Annotated in this window: 18 protein-coding genes; 8 read left to right on the top strand and 10 right to left on the bottom strand. The window is 41.6% G+C overall.

From position 1 onward, the window contains the following. Positions 1 to 316: 316 nt before the first annotated feature. From HMPREF1534_RS09080 to HMPREF1534_RS09090, 3 genes are all read right to left on the bottom strand, one after another. Positions 317 to 1,246, bottom strand: a complete 930-nt coding sequence (locus tag HMPREF1534_RS09080) for a tyrosine-type recombinase/integrase (RefSeq protein ID WP_005940503.1) — start codon at positions 1,244 to 1,246, stop codon at positions 317 to 319. 252 nt (positions 1,247 to 1,498) lie between these two features. Beyond that, complete coding sequence (locus HMPREF1534_RS09085) at positions 1,499 to 1,681, bottom strand: hypothetical protein (RefSeq protein ID WP_005940501.1); 183 nt, start codon at positions 1,679 to 1,681, stop codon at positions 1,499 to 1,501. 105 nt (positions 1,682 to 1,786) lie between these two features. Next, the gene (locus HMPREF1534_RS09090; RefSeq protein ID WP_005940499.1) at positions 1,787 to 2,233 is read right to left on the bottom strand and encodes a MarR family winged helix-turn-helix transcriptional regulator; all 447 of its coding nucleotides are present in this window, start codon (positions 2,231 to 2,233) and stop codon (positions 1,787 to 1,789) included. A 212-nt stretch (positions 2,234 to 2,445) separates the two neighbouring features. Here HMPREF1534_RS09090 and rpsF point away from each other — a divergent pair, with 212 nt between their 5' ends. The 4 genes from rpsF (at position 2,446) to HMPREF1534_RS09110 (ending at position 4,417) form a co-directional block, all read left to right on the top strand. Then, complete coding sequence (rpsF, locus tag HMPREF1534_RS09095; RefSeq protein WP_005940497.1) at positions 2,446 to 2,790, top strand: 30S ribosomal protein S6; 345 nt, start codon at positions 2,446 to 2,448, stop codon at positions 2,788 to 2,790. A 2-nt stretch (positions 2,791 to 2,792) separates the two neighbouring features. Further along, the gene (gene rpsR, locus HMPREF1534_RS09100) at positions 2,793 to 3,062 is read left to right on the top strand and encodes a 30S ribosomal protein S18 (protein WP_005841178.1); all 270 of its coding nucleotides are present in this window, start codon (positions 2,793 to 2,795) and stop codon (positions 3,060 to 3,062) included. Positions 3,063 to 3,077: 15 nt separating this feature from the next. Continuing rightward, a complete protein-coding gene (gene rplI / locus HMPREF1534_RS09105) occupies positions 3,078 to 3,521 on the top strand; it encodes a 50S ribosomal protein L9 (RefSeq protein WP_005940495.1) in 444 nt (147 codons plus the stop codon). 179 nt (positions 3,522 to 3,700) lie between these two features. After that, a complete protein-coding gene (locus HMPREF1534_RS09110; protein WP_005940492.1) occupies positions 3,701 to 4,417 on the top strand; it encodes a hypothetical protein in 717 nt (238 codons plus the stop codon). A 63-nt stretch (positions 4,418 to 4,480) separates the two neighbouring features. On the opposite strand, the gene HMPREF1534_RS09115 is transcribed toward HMPREF1534_RS09110, so the two are convergent. Both HMPREF1534_RS09115 and HMPREF1534_RS09120 read right to left on the bottom strand, forming a co-directional pair. Beyond that, positions 4,481 to 4,678 carry a PG1828 family lipoprotein gene (locus HMPREF1534_RS09115; RefSeq protein WP_005940489.1) on the bottom strand — a complete coding sequence of 66 codons (198 nt, stop codon included), beginning with the start codon at positions 4,676 to 4,678 and terminating at the stop codon, positions 4,481 to 4,483. A gap of 164 nt (positions 4,679 to 4,842) precedes the next feature. Then, positions 4,843 to 6,516: a long-chain fatty acid--CoA ligase gene (locus HMPREF1534_RS09120; RefSeq protein ID WP_005940488.1), complete on the bottom strand. Its 1,674-nt coding sequence runs from the start codon at positions 6,514 to 6,516 to the stop codon at positions 4,843 to 4,845. A gap of 106 nt (positions 6,517 to 6,622) precedes the next feature. Here HMPREF1534_RS09120 and mtaB point away from each other — a divergent pair, with 106 nt between their 5' ends. From mtaB to HMPREF1534_RS09135, 3 genes are read left to right on the top strand one after another with little or no spacing between them, the layout of a single operon-like run. Further along, complete coding sequence (gene mtaB / locus HMPREF1534_RS09125; protein ID WP_005940486.1) at positions 6,623 to 7,939, top strand: tRNA (N(6)-L-threonylcarbamoyladenosine(37)-C(2))-methylthiotransferase MtaB; 1,317 nt, start codon at positions 6,623 to 6,625, stop codon at positions 7,937 to 7,939. Further along, positions 7,936 to 8,979, top strand: coding sequence for a glycosyltransferase family 2 protein (locus HMPREF1534_RS09130; protein ID WP_005940485.1), 1,044 nt, complete (start codon positions 7,936 to 7,938; stop codon positions 8,977 to 8,979). The genes mtaB and HMPREF1534_RS09130 overlap by 4 nt, the downstream gene beginning before the upstream one ends. A 39-nt stretch (positions 8,980 to 9,018) precedes the next feature. Continuing rightward, complete coding sequence (locus tag HMPREF1534_RS09135) at positions 9,019 to 9,543, top strand: methylglyoxal synthase (protein ID WP_005940484.1); 525 nt, start codon at positions 9,019 to 9,021, stop codon at positions 9,541 to 9,543. 29 nt (positions 9,544 to 9,572) lie between these two features. Here the strand turns inward: HMPREF1534_RS09135 and folB are convergent, their stop codons facing one another. Together folB and HMPREF1534_RS09145 are read right to left on the bottom strand one after the other, a co-directional pair. Continuing rightward, positions 9,573 to 9,941 (bottom strand): dihydroneopterin aldolase, encoded by a 369-nt coding sequence (folB, locus tag HMPREF1534_RS09140; protein WP_005940483.1) that lies wholly within the window; start codon positions 9,939 to 9,941, stop codon positions 9,573 to 9,575. 150 nt (positions 9,942 to 10,091) lie between these two features. Beyond that, positions 10,092 to 12,632: an adenosylcobalamin-dependent ribonucleoside-diphosphate reductase gene (locus HMPREF1534_RS09145; protein ID WP_005940482.1), complete on the bottom strand. Its 2,541-nt coding sequence runs from the start codon at positions 12,630 to 12,632 to the stop codon at positions 10,092 to 10,094. Between the two features lie 343 nt (positions 12,633 to 12,975). On the opposite strand from HMPREF1534_RS09145, the gene HMPREF1534_RS09150 reads away from it, so the two are divergent. After that, entirely contained in the window at positions 12,976 to 13,716 is a 741-nt protein-coding gene (locus HMPREF1534_RS09150; protein ID WP_005940480.1) for an NADPH-dependent oxidoreductase, read from the top strand. Positions 13,717 to 13,831: 115 nt separating this feature from the next. On the opposite strand, the gene dnaA is transcribed toward HMPREF1534_RS09150, so the two are convergent. From dnaA to HMPREF1534_RS09165, 3 genes are all read right to left on the bottom strand, one after another. Then, positions 13,832 to 15,235 carry a chromosomal replication initiator protein DnaA gene (dnaA, locus tag HMPREF1534_RS09155; RefSeq protein ID WP_005940479.1) on the bottom strand — a complete coding sequence of 468 codons (1,404 nt, stop codon included), beginning with the start codon at positions 15,233 to 15,235 and terminating at the stop codon, positions 13,832 to 13,834. Positions 15,236 to 15,574: 339 nt separating this feature from the next. Further along, complete coding sequence (locus HMPREF1534_RS09160; RefSeq protein ID WP_005940478.1) at positions 15,575 to 16,462, bottom strand: MlaD family protein; 888 nt, start codon at positions 16,460 to 16,462, stop codon at positions 15,575 to 15,577. A 22-nt stretch (positions 16,463 to 16,484) separates the two neighbouring features. Further along, complete coding sequence (locus HMPREF1534_RS09165) at positions 16,485 to 17,699, bottom strand: N-acetylmuramoyl-L-alanine amidase (RefSeq protein ID WP_005940477.1); 1,215 nt, start codon at positions 17,697 to 17,699, stop codon at positions 16,485 to 16,487. Positions 17,700 to 17,766: the final 67 nt, after the last annotated feature.

Raw genomic sequence — 17,766 nt, 5'->3', positions numbered from 1 at the left:
TACTTTAGAAGTAACGGAAGAGGCGGAGGAAGGGAAAAATCCATAGCTACAGAGGTAAAGTGTGGATTTTGTGGATGTTAGGAGAAGGAAAGCGCTTAAAATAAGTATTAACCCATGTTAACGATTAGTATGTGGGGAGGGAGAGGTGTATGTGTAGGAAAAAGATTTTTTAAACTAGAAACGAAAAAAAAGTGTATAAATCTTGCATCATATCTAAAGTTTGTATACTTTTGCTTCCAAAATATCTTCCGTTACTTCTAAAGTAACTGTATTGTAATTCTTTGTTTTATAATATAATGTGAAGTTTTAAAACTGCTTATATAGAAAAGTTAATGTATTTAATTATTACCTTATTGGCTTTGTTTAATTCATCATTCTTAAAGCTTTTCAAATAGGTTTCGGTCACTTTCGTGGAGGAATGTCCGAGAGCGTCACAAATCAGTTGTTCTGAGAAATGGCAATATTTGGCTAAAGTAGCCCAGGTGTGTCGGGCTGTGTAGGAACTGACGTTGAACTTGATGCTGCAATAAACAGCCAGCTGCTTCAGGTCGTAGTTCAGTTTCCGCAGGGCATGTTGGTATTCGATGTATTCTTCTTTGTTTTCTCGGTTTCCACTGAGGATGGGGAACAGGTAAGGAGAGTCGGCATCCATGCTTTTATATTGTTGAATAAGCTTCATGGCTGTGGGAGGTACTTCTACGGTGAGCAGGGTCCCCGTTTTGTGCCGGCGATAGGAGATAACGGAATCTTGCAGGTCTTTTTTGTGCAGATATGCCAAGTCCACAAAGGGCATTCCGCGTAGCAGGAACATTAAGGTGAGCCATGCCCGGCTTTTTTCCAGGCTTTGCGATAAGGATTGTGGAAGAGGTGCTTTCAGTAACTTATTCATGTCTCCGGCATCGAGGGCGCGTTTGGTGTTGGCTTTTACTCCGGTATATACGTGGCGGAAGAGGCGGGGCTTTTCTTCTGCCAGGCCTTCGTCTACAGCTTTGTTGTACGTGCTCCGCAAAGTACGCATGTAAGTGGAAACGGTATTCCAGGCACATCCCTTGTTGCGCAGATGGCTTTCAAATTGTTTCAGTCTGGAACGGTCCATTTGGTTGAACCGGATGACATCGGCCTTACAGAAGAGCCTGAGGGCATTCAGTGTACTTTGGTAAATGTGGGCGGTGCTGAAGCGTTCTTCTTCTTTTAATGCCCGAATGAGCTGTTCCATAAATTGGGTTAGGTTAGGTCTTTCTTTCATCGTTCTTTCTTTATTAATTAAATAATGTATATTCTCTGTTTAGATGTGCATTCTTTAAGTTAATCTTAAAAGTTCGGATGAAGTTTATTTGTTTACCGGTTTGTTTCTTTTTGGGATAGCTTGTGCTTTTTCTTCGTTTTTTGACTATTGGCGGAGTTGAAAGACGGTGGTTGCCTTGGTTATGTTGAAACATAAAAAAAAGTTGTGCCAATATTTTTGACACAACCTTATTCATTCTTTTTCTTGTATACTTTAATCGACTATGCGCTTGTTCATTATGATATAAACAACCAGTCCAACAATGATAAGAGCAGCTGAACCACCTAAAACTGCGTTATCATTAATAGCAGAACTTCCTGCGCAGAAGATACCAACCAAAATAGCGGCACCAATGATCATAAGTATCAGACCTAAATTCTTAAGTAAGCTTTTCATGTGTGTATTTTATTAATAGATTATTTTTCTTGTGCACAAATTAAAGCATAATTCTGTTATGAAGGAAATTATTTTAGGAAAAAAAGATGAAATAGCAGAAATTCTTTAATCTTTGGTGTTCGTAAATATCTTCCTTAGTACATCCTGACTAACTTTCAGCTCTTCTAATGTTAATCCTTGCAAAGCTTCTTTTAATGTCTTATTGGCGATAAACCGTGCTTTTTCTTCCAGTTCACGTCCTGTTTTGGTTAAATGAACCAGATTCGTGCGACGGTCTTTCTTGTCCGAGATACGGACTACCAAGTGCTGACGCTCCATGTTGTCTATCAGACGAGTCATGCTGGGCTTGTCCTTGAAAGTGGCATTACACAGTTCTTGCTGGGTTACTCCGTCCCGTTCCCACAGAAACAAAAGCACTGTCCATTGTTCAGGAGTAATGTCTACTCCGTTCTGACGGAAGTTGCGGCTCAGTTTCCTATTGATGGCTGCCGACACTTTACCGTTCAAAATAGCGAATATCAGCTGGATATCAAAACTAAATTGTTCTATCATATAATTATTGTTTAAACAACTTTGCAAAGATACGATTCTTGTGGGAATAACGCAGATTTTAAGGATGAAAAAATACTAAAAGGCAAGATTAATTGCGAAATGAAACTATATTTTTGAAAGAAAATGCCTGTAAGTCTTTGTAGATTAAGAGAAAATATCTACCTTTGCGCTCGCAATTTAAAATTTTAATTTAATAATTTAATTAACGTAGTATGAATCAATACGAAACCGTTTTCATTTTGACTCCCGTTTTGTCTGATGTTCAGATGAAGGAAGCGGTAGAGAAATTCAAAGGTATTCTGACTGCAGAGGGTGCAGAGATTATCAATGAAGAAAACTGGGGCTTGAAGAAATTGGCTTACCCCATCCAGAAAAAATCAACTGGTTTCTATCAGCTGATTGAGTTTAAAGTAGAACCGAAGGTAATTGAAAAATTGGAAATAAACTACCGTCGTGACGAACGTGTTATCCGTTTCCTGACTTTCAGAATGGATAAATACGCTGCTGAATACGCTGCTAAGAGAAGAAATGTTAAATCAACTAAAAAGGAGGATTAATCATGGCACAGCAACAATCAGAAATCAGATATTTAACTCCGCCCTCAGTAGACGTTAAAAAGAAAAAATATTGCCGTTTCAAAAAAAGCGGTATTAAGTACATCGATTACAAAGATCCTGAATTCTTGAAGAAATTCTTGAACGAACAGGGCAAAATCCTTCCTCGCCGTATTACAGGTACTTCTTTGAAGTTCCAACGTCGTATCGCGCAGGCTGTTAAGAGAGCACGTCACTTGGCGTTACTTCCATTTGTAACTGATATGATGAAATAATAAGGAGGAATAAGTATGGAAATAATTTTGAAAGAAGACGTAGTAAACTTAGGCTACAAGAATGATATTGTAACTGTAAAGTCTGGTTACGGTCGTAACTATCTTATTCCGACCGGTAAAGCTGTGATTGCTTCACCTTCTGCAAAGAAAATGTTGGCAGAAGAATTGAAACAACGCGCTCACAAACTGGAAAAAATTAAGAAGGATGCTGAAGCTATGGCAGAACAGTTGAAGGGTGTAACTTTGACTATCGCTACCAAAGTGAGTGCTACAGGTACTATCTTTGGTTCTGTTACCAACATCCAGATTGCTGAAGAATTGGAAAAATTAGGCCACAAGGTTGACAGAAAGATTATCGTTGTGAAGGATACTGTGAAAGAAGTTGGTTCTTACAAGGCTATCGTTAAACTGCACAAGGAAGTTTCTGTAGAAATTCCGTTCGAAGTAGTTGCTGAATAATCTGTAAATACTTTAAAGTATATGCTGAAGAAGCCCGGTTCGCTAGAGCCGGGCTTCTTCTTTTTCTTGAGATTCCTCTTTTTTGTGGAAAGGGACTATATTAAATCGTTTTTGGCTTGCCGGTATATAAATTTTGTCTATCTTTAGCATGATAATTTTTCATACACGAATGAACTACTATGAAAACAAACCTGATAGAGAAAGTGAAGCGCATGAGCACAGAGTATAGATTCGGTGACTTCTTTCGCAACTTCATTGCTGTGGTGCTGGGTATTGTTATTACCTTTGCCGGCAGTGACCTGATAGAAGAACGTAAGATAAGAAATGAAGTGAAAGATGCTCTGTCATTGGTCAAAGATGAAATATTACTCAACAGGGAGACTATAGAAGAATTGATGGAGCAGGAGCTGTTTGAACAGCGGGGGGCGTGTTATCTGCTTCAATATAAAGACTCCATAGATAAGGCATCGCCGGATTCAATTGAGAAATATGGCTATTCGCCATTCCAGTCATTCAATCCTATTTATATTGATGATGCAATGGAGATGCTCAAAAGTTCATCGCTTATCTCTGCTATTGAAAATAAAAAACTTGCTACCCGGATTATTCAAACATACAACACGATAAAAACCGCTTATGGCAGTTTTGGGGCTTTTATGGATATAAAGCTGAAATGTATTGAGAAATTGACTGATAAGGCGGAAGTGCGAGAAGCATTGGCAAAGAATAAGCTCAGGACTAAAATGCAGGAGTGGGACTTTTATTTCACTATCCCGGAAGGGGTGCAGGCTGTGCAGCAAATTTCTTATATACATAGTTATCCAAGAAAAATGTATGGACGGTATATGGAACAGATAGACGAGACGTTGGCTGCCATTGACGAGGTGTATAAATAAAAAAAAGTCTGTTGTGCTTTCGCACGGCAGACTTTCAATTCTCTCTAATGTTCGTTCTGAATATTATTCAGCTACGGCTGCAGAGTCAGCAGCTGTGCTATCAACAGCAGCTACAGTGTCAACTGTTTCAACAACAGCTGCTTCAACTGTTTCAACTGTAGTAGAATCTGCGTTTTCAGCTCCGTTGTTAGCAGCTTTGTTTCCGCAAGATGCGAAAGAAACAGCTGCAAATGCTACGAACAAAAATACTAATTTTTTCATTTTCTTTGCTTTTTAAATCTGTAATACTAAATAGTTGCTTTATTAAAACGTTGCAAAGGTATACACTTTTTCAATATGTTGTACTCCTGAAACCGACTTTTTTTCCACATTTTTATGTTGTGCAACTTAATTTACTGATTTATAGTATGTTTTAAAACATATTGTTATTCCTCTGCAATGCTGTTGTAGAGGAAGCGTTTTATACTCTTTTTGGGAGTCTTTTCAAATTCGGTAGGATAAAGCTGAATAGTACTTACTTGTTCGTAATTGCCTACCAGTTTATTCAGATTTTTCAGGTTCTCGTCCATTACCGTTTTTATATTGTCGGGGGTGTTCAATCCCAGAGAGTCAAGACTGTCGTAATCGGGATAAACCAAAGCCACAAGTTTTTTATTGCGTTCTATAATCAGACTTTCCAGAACGAAGGGCATATTATTTAACTTCGCTTCAATTTCCTCCGGAAAGATATTTTGTCCGTTGGAGCTTAACAGCATGGTTTTGCTGCGGCCGCGGATATATATGAAGCCGTTTGCGTCAATGGTTCCCAGGTCACCGGTCTTCAGCCAACCGTCTTCGGTAAATACTTCGCGGGTTGCTTCTTCGTTTTTATAATATCCTTTCATTACGTTTTCTCCGCGCACCTGAATTTCGCCTGTCGTATTGTAGGGATCATCCGAGTCGATACGCACTTCCATGATGTCGAGAATTTTTCCTGCAGAACCGGGGATGAAGGTATTCCAGGGGGCATAACTGATGAGCGGGCCGCATTCTGTCATACCGTATCCGATGGTAAAGGGGAATTTTATTTTGTAGAAGAAATCTGTTACTTCCGGGTTCATGGCTGCACCGCCAATAATGACTTCCTTGAACCGTCCGCCCAGGGCGTCAATCAGTTTTTTACGGATTTGCGCATATATCTGATTGTCCAGCAAAGGGATATTCAATGCCCATTTCATGCTGCGCTTATTGATAAGTGGCTGAATGACATTCTTGTATATCTTTTCTATTACCAGGGGGACTGTGATAATCAGGTTGGGCTTCACTTCTTCGAAGGCTTTCATCAGAATTTTTGGAGAAGGTGTCTTGCCTAACAGCGTGACATGGGTTCCCACGGCCGTTGCGGTCAGAAAATCGAAAGCACAACCATAAGCATGGGCCAAGGGTAGGAAAGAAAGTACTTTTTCTCCTTTTTTCAACAGTCCTGTTCGGATACCGAAGGTGACATTGCCTGCCAGATTGTTGCCTGTCAGCATCACTCCTTTGCTGAAGCCGGTGGTGCCCGAGGTATAGTTAAACAACATCACTTTATCATTAGACAATTCGGTATAGATGATGTTCTCCTTTTGGAAACCTTTGGGATAGGCTTTTTTCATGGCCGTATCTATGTTGCGCATGAATTTCTGAATAGTCTCTCCATCACGCTGGTGCAGACAACGGTAATCTGTCAAAGAAAAGACAGCACGTAAGTTGCCCAATGCTTCTTCTTCCAGGTTTTCCCAGATATTATCGCTGACAAACAGGAATGTGGATTCGGAATGATTGACGATATGATGAACGTCATTCGGCTTAAAGTCTTGAAGAATAGGTACAACGATGGCGCCATAGGTAATTGTTGCCATATATGCTATGCACCAGCGAGAAGTATTCTTACCTATGATTGAAATTTTATCACCGCGTCGGAGACTGCAATGTTGAAACAGCAGGTGTAACTTGGCTATTTCTTCTGCCACTTGTCCATACGTAAAAGCGTTGTCTTCACCATAATCTGTGTAACACGGTAAATCCCAGTTCTCCTTAAAGCTATTCTCGTATAGCTTAATAAAGTTCTCTTTTATCATTGCACAATTTTTGATGTAATGTGCAAAAATAAGCATAATTATTGGTATTCTAAAAGAATTAAGGAGAATTATGTGTAACTTTGTTGCCTAATATAGATAAATAGGTATGATTGATACGACAATATTCCAAAATAAAACGGCCGTTTATTATACATTGGGCTGTAAATTGAATTTCTCAGAAACCTCAACAATTGGCAGAATTCTGAAAGAAGCCGGTATCCGTACTGCGCGTAAAGGAGAGAAAGCCGATATTTGTGTTGTAAATACTTGTTCGGTTACCGAGGTTGCCGATAAAAAGTGCAGGCAGGCCATCCATCGGTTGACTAAACAGCATCCGGGTGCCTTTGTTGTTGTCACCGGATGTTATGCTCAGCTGAAGCCGGAACAGGTAGCGAATATTGAAGGGGTAGACCTTGTTCTCGGTGCGGAGCAGAAAGGGGAGCTGATGAATTACCTTGGAAATCTGGAGAAGCATGAGAAGGGAGAAGCCATTACGACGGCTACCAAAGATATTCGCAGTTTTTCTCCTTCGTGTTCGCGGGGTGACCGTACCCGTTATTTCTTGAAGGTGCAGGATGGGTGTGACTATTTTTGCTCTTATTGTACGATTCCGTTTGCCCGTGGACGCAGCCGTAACGGACGGATTGAGGACATAGTGGCGCAAGCTCGTCGGGCAGCCGGGGAAGGCGGAAAGGAAATAGTTATTACCGGGGTGAATATCGGGGATTTCGGAAAGACGACAGGCGAAACATTTTTTGATTTGGTGAAGGAACTGGATAAAGTGGAGGGTATCGAACGTTATCGTATCTCTTCCATCGAGCCCAATTTGCTGACGGATGAGATTATTGAATATGTTTCTCGTTCGCGTGCTTTTATGCCTCATTTCCATATTCCTTTGCAGAGTGGCAGTGACGATGTGTTGAAGTTGATGCGCCGTCGTTATGATACGGCATTGTTCGCTTCTAAGATTCGCAAGATAAAAGAAATGATGCCCGATGCTTTTATCGGTGTGGATGTGATTGTGGGAACCAGGGGGGAGACAGAACTGTATTTTGAAGATGCATATCGTTTTATCGAAGGGCTTGAGGTGACTCAACTTCATGTGTTCAGTTATTCTGAACGTCCCGGTACTCAGGCGTTGAAAATAGATCATGTGGTTTCTCCCGAGGAGAAACATCGGCGGAGCCAGCGTTTGTTGGCGCTTTCGGACGAAAAGACAAAGGCTTTTTATGCCAGACATATTGGCAAAGAGGCTATCGTGCTTGCCGAAAAATCGAAGGCGGGAATGCCGATGCATGGCTTTACGGACAATTATATCCGGGTGGAACTGGAACATGATGATGCGCTTGACAATAAGTTGGTGCGCGTAAAATTGGGTGATTTTAATGAAGACGGTACTGCCTTGAAAGGTACAATTATATGAAAAAGATATCAGTTGTCATATTGAATTGGAATGGGGAAGCTATGTTGCGGCAATTTCTTCCTTCGGTGATAGCATATTCTGAGGCGGAAGGAGTGGAGGTATGTGTGGCTGACAATGCTTCTTCGGATGCATCGTGTGACGTGGTGAGGAAAGAGTTTCCTGCTGTGCGCCTTATTGAACTGGAGGAAAATTATGGCTTTGCCGAAGGGTATAACCGTGCCTTGCAGCAGGTGGATGCGGAATATGTGGTTCTTTTGAACAGTGATATCGAGGTGACACCTCATTGGTTGGAGCCTTTGCGGGATTTTATGGAAGTTCATCCCGAAGTGGCTGCTTGTCAACCCAAACTTCTGAGTCAGCGCAATAAGGAGTTTTTTGAATATGCGGGTGCTGCGGGGGGGTATATCGACCGTTATGGGTATCCTTTTTGCCGCGGACGGATTTTTGAAACGGTAGAGAAGGATGATGGGCAGTATGATACGGTGATGCCTGTTTTTTGGGTTAGTGGAGCTGCCTTTTTTGTCCGCTTGAAAGATTATCGTGAGGCAGGAGGTCTGGATGGGCGTTTCTTTGCTCACATGGAGGAAATTGATCTTTGCTGGCGTTTTCGCAGTCGTGGAAGAGGATTGGTATGTATTCCGCAAAGTGTGGTGTATCATGTAGGTGCGGCTACATTGAAAAAAGAAAGTCCGCGGAAAATATATCTGAACTTTCGGAATAATTTATTGATGCTTTATAAGAATTTGCCTGAAAAGGAACTGAATAAGGTGCTTTGTGTGCGTAGTTTTTTGGATAGGATTGCTGCTATGGTTTTCTATCTTAAGAAGGATAAGGAGAGTGCCAAAGCTGTCTTTCAGGCAAGGAGAGATTTTGAGCGTACCCGTTATAGCTTTGCTTCTGCCCGCGTGGAGAATATGATGAAAGCTACCGATGAGCCTATTCCCGAAAGAGTGGAGTATAGTATTTTGTGGAAATATCATGCGTTGGGCAAGAAAAGGTTTTCACAATTGCGTAATTTTGTGAAAGGGCTGACTGCCTGATGTGGGTAAACTAAATTTAGTATATTAAAAAAAACGACTATGAGCAAATTGGTTAGAAAAATTGGCTTGGTGGCACATGATGCCATGAAGAAGGACTTGATAGAATGGGTTCTTTGGAACTCGGAACGGTTGATAGGTCACAAGTTTTATTGCACGGGAACCACAGGAACACTTATCCGGGAAGCTTTGAAAGAGAAACATCCTGATGTGGAATGGGATATTACTATTCTGAAATCAGGTCCGCTGGGTGGTGACCAGCAGATTGGTTCGCGCATTGTGGAAGGAGAAATCGATTATCTTTTTTTCTTTACCGACCCGATGACTCTCCAGCCGCATGATACGGATGTAAAAGCATTGACTCGTTTGGCGGGTGTGGAGAATATTGTTTTTTGCTGTAACCGCTCTACGGCTGATCATATCATAACCAGCCCTCTGTTTGTTGACCCGGAATATGAGCGCACTCATCCGGATTATACCGGATATACACAGCGCTTTGCCAATAAGCCGGTAGTATCTGAGGCAGTGGAACGGGTCAATAAACGTAAAGGCAGAAAGAATAAATAATTATTTTATCCAATGGCGTAAAGTGTATTTTATCGGTCGTAGTGTACTGCGACTCCTACTTTTTGACAATCCGCCCCCATAGGCGGATTTTCTTTGTATAGACGAATATCTATTTCTTCGATGACAGGGAAATCATGGAACAGCCGTTCCGCTATGCGTTCACATACGTGTTCCAATAACCTGGAAGGCGTTTTCATAACTTCTTTTACCGCGATATGTACGTCGGCATAGCTTACGGTTCCCTCCAGTCTGTCTGTCTGGGCTGCATGGATAAAATTTGTTTTTAATTTCAAGTCAATGGTAAAGTTGGCTCCCACAACCGTTTCTTGTGGAGCTACTCCATGACGGGCAAAGAATTTAAGACCTTCCAGGCATATATACATTGATGTTGCTTTCATGTTTTTGTTTTTATTGGACGGACAAATATAAGGTACTTTTTCCTTATGGGAAAGAGAAGCAGAAAAAATGCTAAAAGAAAGAGGAATTGCCATTCGATACAGGCAGTTCCTCTTTTCTTCTCTTTTGTGATTACATTATATAATAAACCATTATCCGCATCTTGACGCTCCACAGGTTTTGCAGATAAGGCATCCCTCCTGATAAACGAGAGTTTCATGTCCGCAATTCGGACACTTCTGACCGTCGGCTTTCGTTCCGTCGGTAACATATTTTTTCAGAGCACGTTCTACACCGTTTTTCCATGTGTTGATGCTTTCGCTGTCCAATTGCAGTGAGTCCACCAACTTAATGACGCGGTCGATAGGCATGCGCCAGCGGAGGACGCCCGAAATCAGTTTGGCATAGTTCCAGTATTCTTTATTAAACTTCTCGGACAGACCTTCGATGGTGGTCTTGTATCCGCGCTTGTTTTCAAACTGGAAGTCGTAGTGTTTGTTGCCGTCTTCGTCTACATTTTTAATGATTCGTCCGCTAGTGACAGACTTCGGCAATAAGATGCCCTCTTCATCGTCTTGCAGACCGGTAAATATCTCGTATGGGTGACCGTCCAGCAGACCGACAAAGGCTACCCATTTTTCCTTGTTGTTCTGGAAACGGATGACATCGGCTTCTAATACTTTCGGGCGGACTTCGACTACCGTAGGCGGTTTGCAAGGTGGCATTTCTTCTTTCTTATCCTTCTTCTTGTTGGAAATCAATACACCGGAACGTGACCCGTCACGATATACGGTACAACCTTTGCAGCCCGAACGCCATGCTTCTACGTAAAGACGGTTTACGAGGTCTTCATCCACATCGTTTGGCAAGTTGATGGTGACACTGATGGAATGGTCAACCCATTTTTGGATACGTCCTTGCATCTTTACTTTCATCAGCCAGTCTACATCATTTGATGTTGCCTTATAATAAGGTGATTTTTTTACCAATTCGTCTATTTCTTCCTGTGTATAACGCTTGGCGGGGTCGTAGCCGTTTATTTCCATCCATGTTACAAACTTATGGTGGAATACCACATATTCTTCGAAGGCGTCACCTGTTTCATCCACAAAGTCAACATGTACTTGCGGATCATTCGGGTTGACTTTTCTTCTGCGCTTGTAAACCGGCATAAATACGGGTTCAATGCCCGAAGTGGTCTGAGTCATCAAACTGGTGGTTCCCGTCGGAGCAATTGTCAGACAGGCAATGTTACGGCGTCCGTATTTGAGCATGTCTTCATACAATTTCGGATCAGCTTCTTTCAAGCGGTTGATGAAGGGGTTGTCTTTTTCTCTTTCGCTGTCATAGATAGCGAATGCACCGCGTTCTTTTGCCATTTCTACAGAAGAACGATATGCTTCCAAGGCAATCGTTTTATGCACTTTTTCCGAAAATTCGGTTGCTTCTTCAGTTCCGTAGCGTAGTCCCATGGCGGCGAGCATATCTCCTTCGGCAGTGATACCTACACCGGTACGGCGTCCCTGACCGCTTTTCTTGTATATTTTTTCCCACAGATGTCTTTCTGCCCCTTTTACTTCTTCACTTTCAGGGTCGGAGTCAATCTTGGTCATAATTCTTTCGATTTTCTCCAGCTCCAAGTCGATAATGTCATCCATGATGCGTTGAGCTAAAGCAACATGTTTTTTGAACAGCTCAAAATCGAAATAGGCATCCTTGGTGAAGGGATTGACTACATAAGAATATAGATTGATAGCCAGCAAACGGCAGGAGTCGTAAGGGCATAAGGGAATCTCACCGCAAGGGTTGGTAGATACTGTGCGGTAACCTAAATCTGCATAACAGTCGGGTACGGATTCGCGTATGATGGTATCCCAGAACAGAACACCCGGTTCTGCCGACTTCCACGCATTGTGTACAATCTTCTTCCATAAAGCCGAAGCGTCTATTTCTTTGGTTGTCGAAGGTGTGGCAGCATCGATGGGATATTGTTGTGTATATGGAGTACCGTCAACAGCTGCCTGCATGAATGCATCGTCAAGTTTTACAGAGACATTGGCTCCTGTAACTTTGCCTTCTGTCATTTTAGCATCGATAAATGCTTCAGAATCGGGGTGCTTGATAGATACGCTCAGCATCAATGCACCACGGCGGCCGTCTTGAGCTACTTCACGGGTGGAATTTGAATAACGCTCCATAAAAGGAACCAATCCTGTAGAAGTCAGTGCTGAGTTCTTGACAGGTGAACCTTTCGGACGGATATGAGACAAATCATGTCCTACTCCTCCACGACGTTTCATCAGCTGAACCTGTTCTTCATCAATGCGGATAATGGCACCATAGGAATCGGCTGCACCTTCCATTCCGATAACAAAACAGTTGGACAATGATGCTACTTGGTAATCATTGCCGATGCCTGTCATCGGACTTCCTTGTGGAACGATGTACTTAAAATGGTCCAATAACTCGTAAAGTTGTTGTGCGTCCAGCCCGTTTTGGTATTTGCTTTCAATGCGGGCCACCTCATTGGCAATACGCCAATGCATGTCTTCCGGTGACTTTTCGTAAATATTGCCGAAAGAGTCCTTTACTGCGTATTTGTTTACCCAAACCCTGGCAGCAAGTTCATCGCCCTTAAAGTATTGTAAAGATGCTTCAAAGGCTTCGTCGTAGGAGTAAATTCGTTTTTCCACTTTTCTGTTCAGATTTACTATAATTATTAATAAGCTTAAGATGTAGAAGTCCTAACTCATTTATAACAAAAGCGTCGGCAAAGCTATATATGTTTTCTGAATAAACAAAATAAATATCGAATAAGTTTTCAACAATTTAAAAGTTATCCAAAACGGTCTGTTAATTATTTGATTTTCAATATAGGTTGTTGATGCGTGAGCTGCTAAAGTTTTCTATTTGGAAAATTTGAGTAAAATGTGAAGTAATGAAATAATTGAAAACTCCAAATGTTTGGGGTGGATTATTTTGCAAAAAAGGTTATTGAATACGCTTTTCTTTTCTTATCTTTGCAAGAAAAAGAATATGGATTCAATAAAGAACAGACGGTCTATCCGTAAATACAAGCAGGATGAAATTCCCGCTTCTTTGTTAAATGATTTGCTTGAAGAGGCTTTTCGTGCTTCTACTATGGGGAATATGCAACTATATAGTGTGGTAGTCACTCGTGATAAACAGATGAAGGAAAAATTGGCACCGGCTCATTTTAATCAGCCTATGGTAACGGGTGCACCGGTGGTGCTTACTTTTTGTGCCGACTTTAACCGCTTTAGTAAATGGTGTCGGGCACGCAAAGCGGAACCGGGATATGATAATCCTATCTCTTTTTTGAATGCGGCGACAGATGCATTGCTGGTTACACAAAATTTTTGCACATTGGCGGAAGAACATGGGTTGGGTATTTGCTATTTGGGTACTACTATCTATAACCCGGACCAGATAGTTGAGATTCTCCAGTTGCCGGAACTGGTGATGCCGGTAGCTACCATAACGGTAGGATATCCTGACGAATGTCCTTCACAGGTCGACCGTCTTCCTGTTCAGGGGCTGTTGCATGATGAGGTTTATCATGATTATTCGGTTGAAGACATCGACCGTATTTATGCTTATAAAGAATCATTGCCGGAGAATCATCGATTTATAGAGGAGAATCAGAAGGAGACATTGGCTCAGGTGTTTACTGACGTACGTTATAAGAAGGCTGATAACGAGTATATGTCGGGTATCCTGAAGGCGACATTAAAGAAACAGGGGTTTGAAAAATAATCCGTTTGTATTTATTTTTAGGCATGAATAACACACGATTTACGGAAAAGATGAAAAATCCGTGTTTATCTGTGTTATTTGTGCCTAAAAAGCAGTCTCTACAGAATGAGACTTTTTATTTTCTTCTTAGTAATGCTTCAATTTCTTCTATATCAGCTTTGAATGATTTATCTACCTCTACCTGATCTTTCACTATTTTGCAAGCATGCAATACGGTAGCGTGGTCTTTATTTCCAATTAACTGACCAATCTTGGAAGAGGAGGCGTCTGTATGCTTTTTTGCAAGGAACATGGCAACCTGACGTACCTGCACGACTTCTCTTTTGCGCGTTTTAGTGTGGATTGCCGATTCTTCTATCTCATAATGACTGCATACTTTGGCGATAATGTCCTCGATGGTAATCGGTTTGCTTTCGCAACGAACCGCTTTGCGAACAATCCGTTCTGCCAAATCGATGTCCACGTCACGCTTAAAGATAATGGACTGTGCCAACAGAGAGTTGATGATACCTTCCAGTTCACGTACGCTTTCGTTGACGTTTTCGGCAATGTAGTTTATTACAGATTCAGGAATATTCAGTCCGTCACGGCGAATCTTGTTGCGGAGAATATTCTTTCTCAGTTCCACATCAGGCTTTTCCAGTTCGGCTACCAAACCCCATTTAAAACGGGTCAGGAGGCGTTCTTCCATACCTTGCAGCATCACCGGTGCGCGGTCGGAAGTCAGGATAAGTTGCTTACCGTTTTGGTGCAGGTGGTTAAAGATATGGAAGAAGGTATTCTGAGTTTTGGTAACACCGGCAAATTCCTGGATATCATCGATAATCAGCACATCTATTGTCTGGTAGAAACTGATGAAATCATTGAAATGGTTTGTACGTACAGAGTCGGTATATTGTACCTGAAACAAATGTGCCGATACATATAATACTCGTTTTTCCGGATAAAGTTCCTTGATGCGTGTACCTATGGCATTGATTAAGTGGGTTTTTCCCACACCTGACGGTCCGTATAAAAACAACGGATTGAATGTCCGGGCAGGGTTCTTTGCCACGGTTTCTCCTACAGTACGCGAAAACTCGTTACTGTTTCCTTTGATAAAGTTCTCGAAATTGTAGTTCGGGTTCAAGTGCGGATCCAAATCCTGCGGAGCCGGAGCCTGCATCGGGTTGGGAGCCTTATTGCCATCTTTTATAACTGTTTGTGCGGGTAATGCCGAAGAACGCTTGGTACCCTCTATATTTACAGTTATATGATTGGTCTTGTCTGTTAATATGCAATACATCAACTGCGTACCTTCCCCGATTTCTTTATAAAGGGCTGCACGCAATAAATCCACGAACTTTTCTTCCAAAAATTCATAGAAGAAAGGACTCGGGACTCCAATGGTCAAGGCGTGGTCTTCGTACTTCAGAGGTACGATAGGCTCAAACCAAGTTTTATAAGTCGTATCAGGAACATTGTCTCTAATGATATTGAGACATCGATTCCATAAAACGACGTGATCGTTTTCAATCATATAAGACATTTATTATAAAAAGCGAAACTTCTACAATGCAAATTTCGAAATGAAAATCTGAAAAAACAAATCGCTTTTTTCTTGCTTTTTATATTTTAAAAGTAATCTCTTTAGTTTCAGTGACTTATAAAAAGCACTCTGAGGTCAGTCCGGAATGAAAGTTGCATATTTGTAAGCTCTTGATTCTTAGCTTTCTATTGAGCTTTTCTTGTGTCGCTATATTGGTGATTAACTCCGCTTCTTTAAGCCTTTCTTCCCTGTTGACAGCCTTTTACTAGCCAACAGGGAAAAAAAGGAAATATGGCTTTATTTAGAATATTTCTATTTTAAGCGGAAGCCTTACTTATCTTTCTTGCCGAACAGCGAGAAGTGTACATACCGTTTGGGATGTGCCTTCAGGTCTTCCAGCAGGGAAGCTGCATTGGCTGTTGTTGTACTTAAGTTCTGGTAGAATGTCGGGTCGTTGAACAATAAGCCAATGGTATTATCTTTGCGGGTGAGTTTTTCGGTCAGCAATTGTACATTATATAATGTAGAGTCTACTTTGCTGAAAGTGCTTGCATAGTCAATGCCTTTTAAGTTTTCACTGATGACAGAGAAGTTATCGGTAATGGTCACCAATCGGCCGGTGATCTGCGGTAATTCATTATTCATTAATGAATTCAGCTGGCGTGTAGTAACGTCCAAGTTGGCTGTCAGTCTCTCAGCATTGTGTATGGTTGCCGTCAGTGCCGGGTCTGCCAGGAGTTTGTTCAATGATTGAAGAATGGAATCCATTTTGGGAAGAAGCTGTTCCACTTGGGGAACCAACTTTTCTTCAGCTACCCCCATCAAACCATTGTTGGTTATTCCGGGCAAAGTATCTCCCGGCTGGAAAAATTCGTTGGTTTTATCATTCAAGAGTAAGTTCATTTTTACCGTTCCCAGCATTTCGGTAACCAATTCTCCTTTACTTCCTTTGGGGATGCGCATTTCTTTGTCTACCTCTACCTCTACCGTCACATGCCCCGGTTTCTTGTAATTATAGTTGATACTTCTCACAGTACCCACTTTAAAACCATTGGCAAATACGGGGCTGGAGCCGGCCAGACCGTTTATGTTGGTATATTCTACATAATAATAGTTTGCTGATTGGAACATGTTGATTCCTTTCAGGTAATTGATACCATAAATTAGCATGGCTAAAGCAGCGATGCCTATTAATCCTATTTTTACCTCTTTCGTCATTTCTGTTATTTCTTTTATATAATTATCTGTTTTTCTTAAATTCTTTGATGGCTTCGTTTACATTCATCTTTTCTCCGTTTTTAAAGGCAATGATGAATGCATCTTTAAATTTAGCGGTAACTTCGCGCTTCATGCGTAATACTTTATTATAGTCGGTGCTTTCTCCATAGGTATATTTATATAGCCCTTTTTCTTTATAATAACTTACCGGAGAAAGTCCTTTTAATTGTCTGCTGTTTTTGGGCAATACCCTATCGGATGCCAATATTTGTATTTTGAATATCGGTTTATGTACAACTTCAGGGTTGCTCTTATTTGTCTTGATGTTAGGTGTACCCGGCTTTCTGTTGCTTCTTACCGGTTCGGGTGCACTGTCGGGTTCATCGGTCGGTGTTTCCGCTACAGATTCCTCCGGTTCGGGCACTTCCGGTTGCTGCACTTTGCTACGGTCTATTGGTGCGTCGTGTTCGCGTTTATAGTTTAAGAAAGCTTTGTAAATACTGTTTGCCAATGCTTCACTGCCTGTGTCGGACAGAAGATACTGTTCTTCATCGGGAGTAGAGATATAGCCGAGCTCTACCAATACACCGGGCATGGATGTTTCACGAAGTACGAGAAATCCTGCCTGATGCACGCCTTTGTCTATGCGGCGTGCCGAAGTCTTGAATTGTTTTTGTATCAGAGTTGCCAGTTTGACACTCTTCTCCATGTTTTTGTCCTGCAGGAATTCAAAGATGATGTAACTTTCCGAAGAGTTCGGATTGAAACCGGCATAACGTTGCTGATAATTGTCCTCTATTAAAATAACAGAGTTTTCCTTTTTGGCGACTTCCAGGTTTTCTTCTGTCCGATGGAGACCGAGGGTGTAGGTTTCCGTACCTCTGACATTGCGTCCGCGGGCTACCGAATTGGTATGGATGGAGATGAATAAGTCTGCTTTGGCGTTATTGGCTATTTGTGCCCGGCGGTCCAAAGGAATAAACACATCGCTGCGGCGTGTGAATATGACTTTTACGTCTTTACAGTTGTTCTGTATCAGGCGTCCTACTTTCAATGCCACATTCAGATTGATATTCTTTTCTTTTCCGCGTCTGCCGATGGCACCGGGGTCATGGCCTCCGTGACCGGGGTCAATGACAACAGTGAAGTCCTTTCCTTCGGCTGTAAGACAAAGAAAGGGCAAGACTAGCGCAAGGCTACACAACAGAATTATTATTTTAAGTCTATCGGTTCTCATATTAATTAAGGTGCAAATGTAGCGATTTTTAATGAAAACTCGGCTTTTACCTTCAAGTTTTGTGTTT

It is taken from the genome of Phocaeicola massiliensis B84634 = Timone 84634 = DSM 17679 = JCM 13223, assembly GCF_000382445.1.
Taxonomy (GTDB): Bacteria; Bacteroidota; Bacteroidia; order Bacteroidales; family Bacteroidaceae; genus Phocaeicola; species Phocaeicola massiliensis.
This window is presented reverse-complemented; position numbering and strand designations above follow the sequence as displayed.

Excerpts from the sequence above, each read along its gene's own strand:
- HMPREF1534_RS09080 (WP_005940503.1), bottom strand. The coding sequence starts at position 1,246 with ATGAAAGAAAGACCTAACCTAACCCAATTTATGGAACAGCTCATTCGG.
- HMPREF1534_RS09085 (WP_005940501.1), bottom strand. The coding sequence starts at position 1,681 with ATGAAAAGCTTACTTAAGAATTTAGGTCTGATACTTATGATCATTGGT.
- HMPREF1534_RS09090 (WP_005940499.1), bottom strand. The coding sequence starts at position 2,233 with ATGATAGAACAATTTAGTTTTGATATCCAGCTGATATTCGCTATTTTG.
- rpsF (WP_005940497.1), top strand. The coding sequence starts at position 2,446 with ATGAATCAATACGAAACCGTTTTCATTTTGACTCCCGTTTTGTCTGAT.
- rpsR (WP_005841178.1), top strand. The coding sequence starts at position 2,793 with ATGGCACAGCAACAATCAGAAATCAGATATTTAACTCCGCCCTCAGTA.
- rplI (WP_005940495.1), top strand. The coding sequence starts at position 3,078 with ATGGAAATAATTTTGAAAGAAGACGTAGTAAACTTAGGCTACAAGAAT.
- HMPREF1534_RS09110 (WP_005940492.1), top strand. The coding sequence starts at position 3,701 with ATGAAAACAAACCTGATAGAGAAAGTGAAGCGCATGAGCACAGAGTAT.
- HMPREF1534_RS09115 (WP_005940489.1), bottom strand. The coding sequence starts at position 4,678 with ATGAAAAAATTAGTATTTTTGTTCGTAGCATTTGCAGCTGTTTCTTTC.
- HMPREF1534_RS09120 (WP_005940488.1), bottom strand. The coding sequence starts at position 6,516 with ATGATAAAAGAGAACTTTATTAAGCTATACGAGAATAGCTTTAAGGAG.
- mtaB (WP_005940486.1), top strand. The coding sequence starts at position 6,623 with ATGATTGATACGACAATATTCCAAAATAAAACGGCCGTTTATTATACA.
- HMPREF1534_RS09130 (WP_005940485.1), top strand. The coding sequence starts at position 7,936 with ATGAAAAAGATATCAGTTGTCATATTGAATTGGAATGGGGAAGCTATG.
- HMPREF1534_RS09135 (WP_005940484.1), top strand. The coding sequence starts at position 9,019 with ATGAGCAAATTGGTTAGAAAAATTGGCTTGGTGGCACATGATGCCATG.
- folB (WP_005940483.1), bottom strand. The coding sequence starts at position 9,941 with ATGAAAGCAACATCAATGTATATATGCCTGGAAGGTCTTAAATTCTTT.
- HMPREF1534_RS09150 (WP_005940480.1), top strand. The coding sequence starts at position 12,976 with ATGGATTCAATAAAGAACAGACGGTCTATCCGTAAATACAAGCAGGAT.
- dnaA (WP_005940479.1), bottom strand. The coding sequence starts at position 15,235 with ATGATTGAAAACGATCACGTCGTTTTATGGAATCGATGTCTCAATATC.
- HMPREF1534_RS09160 (WP_005940478.1), bottom strand. The coding sequence starts at position 16,462 with ATGACGAAAGAGGTAAAAATAGGATTAATAGGCATCGCTGCTTTAGCC.
- HMPREF1534_RS09165 (WP_005940477.1), bottom strand. The coding sequence starts at position 17,699 with ATGAGAACCGATAGACTTAAAATAATAATTCTGTTGTGTAGCCTTGCG.